6 protein-coding genes are annotated in these 3492 nt (G+C 69.2%); 3 read left to right on the plus strand and 3 right to left on the minus strand.

Annotated elements, in window-relative coordinates; translation table 11 throughout:
- Positions 1-197 precede the first annotated feature (197 nt).
- Entirely contained in the window at positions 198-371 is a 174-nt protein-coding gene (locus EA346_RS00320) for a CsbD family protein (RefSeq protein ID WP_296754190.1), read from the minus strand.
- A 732-nt stretch (positions 372-1103) separates the two neighbouring features.
- Here EA346_RS00320 and EA346_RS00325 point away from each other — a divergent pair.
- Positions 1104-1316: a DUF3185 family protein gene (locus EA346_RS00325; protein ID WP_296754193.1), complete on the plus strand. Its 213-nt coding sequence runs from the start codon at positions 1104-1106 to the stop codon at positions 1314-1316.
- Between the two features lie 69 nt (positions 1317-1385).
- On the opposite strand, the gene EA346_RS00330 is transcribed toward EA346_RS00325, so the two are convergent.
- Both EA346_RS00330 and EA346_RS00335 read right to left on the minus strand, forming a co-directional pair.
- On the minus strand, positions 1386-1733 hold the full coding sequence (locus tag EA346_RS00330) for a hypothetical protein (RefSeq protein ID WP_296754196.1): 348 nt from the start codon (positions 1731-1733) through the stop codon (positions 1386-1388).
- 22 nt (positions 1734-1755) lie between these two features.
- Complete coding sequence (locus EA346_RS00335; protein WP_296754199.1) at positions 1756-2178, minus strand: hypothetical protein; 423 nt, start codon at positions 2176-2178, stop codon at positions 1756-1758.
- A gap of 289 nt (positions 2179-2467) precedes the next feature.
- On the opposite strand from EA346_RS00335, the gene EA346_RS00340 reads away from it, so the two are divergent.
- Entirely contained in the window at positions 2468-2854 is a 387-nt protein-coding gene (locus tag EA346_RS00340; protein ID WP_296754202.1) for a hypothetical protein, read from the plus strand.
- Between the two features lie 4 nt (positions 2855-2858).
- On the plus strand, positions 2859-3203 hold the full coding sequence (locus EA346_RS00345) for a hypothetical protein (RefSeq protein WP_296754207.1): 345 nt from the start codon (positions 2859-2861) through the stop codon (positions 3201-3203).
- Positions 3204-3492 lie beyond the last annotated feature (289 nt).

Here is a 3492-nt window from a genome sequence, read left to right on the forward strand (position 1 = left end):
AGCCCTTTCGGGAAGAATCCTTCGCCTTGCCGGGTGCCTTGTGGAAAGCCGCGTCGGTCTGGCTGGTCTTGCCGGCGGCTTCGCGGGACTTGTATTCGCTCGGCACCTTTGCGCCCTTGGGGGCGCCCGTTCCGGCCTTCTTCTTCCTGTTCTTTTCCATCGACGCGACCTTTCGCTGCGTTTTCGTCTCCTCGGCCTCAGACGTCGCGCAGGGCGTCCCTGGCCCCGCCATAGGCTTTCTGAACCGTGCCTTCGGCCTTCCTGAGTTTCCCTTCGGCTTCGAGCGAGGTGTTGCCCGCAAGCTTGCCGGCCTGCTCCTTGACGGCGCCTTCGGCCTGCTTCGCGGTGCCCTTGATGCGGTCCTTGTCCATGGTCCGGGGCCCTTCTTCCGGGGGGAGGTGCCGCGCGCCGGCCGCAGCCTCGGGCGGCCGGGCGGCACCGTGGAAATCATCATCGCCGCTGGCGGCGCGTGCGGCCCTAACCTGCATCAGCCGAGGTGCCCACCGCCGGAGATATCTTCGGCGTGGTCCGCAAACGCCGGCCGCCCAAGGCTTCGGTGCCGGGGGGTCTGGCGGCATCGCTGCACACCCTCCGAGGCCGGAACGACCGGATATCCTGCCCGCCAACCCGCACCCGCAGGCTGCCACACACCTGGCCCGGCGATCGCCCGGCCCCGGCATGCGCGGGCCTGCGTTCAGCGCAGCCCCAGAAGCCCAAGGACGAACAGGACGATCACCACCAGTCCCACGATCCATACGATCTGATTCATCAGGACCTCCTCCGTCGTTCTTTGGCCGGGCGGGAGCATCGGCCGGTCCTACGCTGCACCTTCGGCGCCGGCCGCGCCCCAACATGGATCAGTCCGCAGCCGACCGGGGACCGAAGCAGGCCGGTACCGTGTCATGCTCGCGCGCAGACGCCATCGCGGTCCTGTGCCCGAAAGCCGCAGGGCCCCGCACGCGCGGGACTGATCGAGGTAAGTGCGGTGCGCCCGCGCGCCGCCCAATGTGGAGTTGCTTCACGCGAGCAGTGCCTGGCCGTGGGAACCACAGCGTTCCGGCCGGCGTTGCGTCCCGGATTCCCTCAGCAGGAAAGGTCTTTCCATGACACAGACAAACATCATCGGCCTCGTCGCGCTGGTCGTGGGCGCGGTGCTGCTGTTCTTTGCCTGGCGGGCCTCGCAGGCGCCGATGGAGCAGATGTCCGAGGCGCTGACCGGCCGGTTCACCGGCAACACGATGTGGTATCTGCTGGGCGGGGTGGTCGGTGTCGTCGCCGGCGCAGGGCTGCTCTTGCGGGGGTATGGCCGGGGTTGATGGACCCACATCGGTACCGGGGTTGCCCTGCGGCCGTCGGGACCGGGCATCGCCGCCCCGCCTGGCCGGTCAGGTCACCGGGGTCTGCTGGTGCGACAGCCGCAGCCAGCGCCCGGCGTCGTTCAGCCAGGTCGAGGCGCAGAGGGCATCAAGAAGGGGAGTGTCGTCCTTCTGCGCCCGGACGCGATAGGCGAGGACCGCGACTGCCCCCTGGCGGCTGAGGCTGCGCTCGTCCATTTCGATCAGCCGCCAGCCGGTGTCGGCCGGCAGATGCGCCAGGGCGGCGTCGCCCTGCAGGATCCCCAGCGGATACGGATAGATCACGATCGCGCCCGCCGCCGTGGTGGCGCGGGCGCTGTCGCGGCCGCTGGTCCAGAACGCCGTTTCAAGCTGCCAGAGGTCATCGCCCGGGCGCATGGCCGTCTCCTGCCCTCCCACCTCAGTTCCCGGCGCCGTCCGCGCCGAGAAACAGGGTCTGGACAAGGTAGAATATCAGCACGCCTATGGCGAGGGCCGGGCCGATGCCAATGCGCCCGGCGGGCATCAGGCGCTCCGTTGCCCGACCGGTCCGGAGGCCAGCAGTCTTTGGCAGCAGGTCGATCAACCGCTGCGAGATCGCGGCGTGATCCTGCACCAGCGTCGGCACATCCCGGAACCGCGCCAACAGCCCGTCGAGGCGACTGCGCGCCTCCGCTTGGGTCAGTCCGGCCAGTTCGGCGGCGGCCTCCCAGGGTTCCAGCCCGAGACGGGCCAGAGTGGAGAGCACGGTGACCGTGTTGCCGTTCCGATCCTCGCCAACCGCGGCGTAAAGGAATGGATCAAACGGGGTTCCGCCCAGACGCATGTCATCCAATGTGGGCATGGTGTGGTCCTTTTACGGCAAGGTGGACCGGAAGCCTGAGCTCCGACGCCCTGCGCTCGCGCCGGTGGCCAAGATGCCGAGGGCGCATGAATTCCAACTTAGTCCCGAATCCCTTCGCCTGCGCTGATGCAGATCAGTGCTGCGGTGCAGACCGCCCGCCGGGTCTGCGATCCGGGCCGAGGCTAACATCAATCAGTTCCGGGCCACCGCTGCCGGGGTAGGGTCAACCCAATCCGGCGCTGCGCCAGAGCGATGCGTGCAATCGCGCCGTAGCAAGGAAGGAAAACCCATGAACACCCCCGAATGGCTGAAACCCGGGCTGATCGGAGCCGTTGTTGGCGGTGTCGCTGCCGTTGCTGCCGGATTTGTCGGGGCGGGATGGATGACGGCGGCCGGTGCCGAGGCTTCCGGCCAGGCGATGGCGGACCGACAGATCATCGCGGCCTTCGTGCCCGTCTGCCTCGAACGGGCAGAGGCCGACCCCGAGCGCACCGCAAAACTTGCAACCATCCGGCAGCCAGCGACAGCCACGCGCCAGCGTGATGCCCTGCTCGCCGCGGGCTGGGCGACGATCGAGGGCAACGCGGCCGCCAGCCGCACGCTGGCCACGGCCTGCGTGGCAGCCCTCGAACAGCGCAGCAGCGCACTGTTGCCACCCTCGGGCCGGGCGGGGTGATGCGATGGCCTCGCCTTTCCCGCATCCGCCGGCTTCGCGGACGGCAGCCCTGGAGCGGCGGCTGCGCGCGCAAGGCCGCGCGCTGGAGGTGCTGATCCCTCGCAGATCCGCAAGCCATCCGCGCCTGCTGGACCATCTGCGGGCGACCTTCGTCCACCCCATGGATCCGGGCGGAACAGCCGCGCCGGATCGTGGACCGGGCGACCGGACAGACGGCAGCGTGCGCACCGGGATCACCGAGCGCAACGGCATCTGGGTCCTCACCGTCGGCGGGGTGTGGCGCGGCGACTATCGCACGCGTGCGCAGGCCGAGGCCGCCGCCGACCGGGCGCAGCAGCAGCGCGCGTGACATCCCGCGACGACGCTGCGCCACAGGGAGCGGCGGCTGTCGCGTCTGCGCAGACGGCATGATCGGTCGTTCCTCCAAGGCGCCAATCCGCAACCGAAGGACAGGAAACCCATGGCTGGCCCCATCAGCAGGACGACCGCGATCTTCGAACGACCGTTCAGCCTGCCCGGTTTTGCCGAGGTGCTTCCTGCTGGCGAGTACGATCTCGAAACCCAGATCTCGGCCCCTCCGGAGCATCGGGACCCGGACCGCTGGAAGGCCTCGGTGCTTGTGCGGCTGCATGCGCGCA

Origin of the sequence: Thioalkalivibrio sp., from assembly GCF_007692535.1 — a bacterium.
GTDB lineage: Bacteria > Pseudomonadota > Gammaproteobacteria > Ectothiorhodospirales > Ectothiorhodospiraceae > Thioalkalivibrio.

Coding starts and splice junctions, on each gene's coding strand:
- EA346_RS00335 (WP_296754199.1), bottom strand. CDS start 2,178: ATGCCCACATTGGATGACATGCGTCTGGGCGGAACCCCGTTTGATCCA.
- EA346_RS00330 (WP_296754196.1), bottom strand. CDS start 1,733: ATGCGCCCGGGCGATGACCTCTGGCAGCTTGAAACGGCGTTCTGGACC.
- EA346_RS00340 (WP_296754202.1), top strand. CDS start 2,468: ATGAACACCCCCGAATGGCTGAAACCCGGGCTGATCGGAGCCGTTGTT.
- EA346_RS00345 (WP_296754207.1), top strand. CDS start 2,859: ATGGCCTCGCCTTTCCCGCATCCGCCGGCTTCGCGGACGGCAGCCCTG.
- EA346_RS00325 (WP_296754193.1), top strand. CDS start 1,104: ATGACACAGACAAACATCATCGGCCTCGTCGCGCTGGTCGTGGGCGCG.
- EA346_RS00320 (WP_296754190.1), bottom strand. CDS start 371: ATGGACAAGGACCGCATCAAGGGCACCGCGAAGCAGGCCGAAGGCGCC.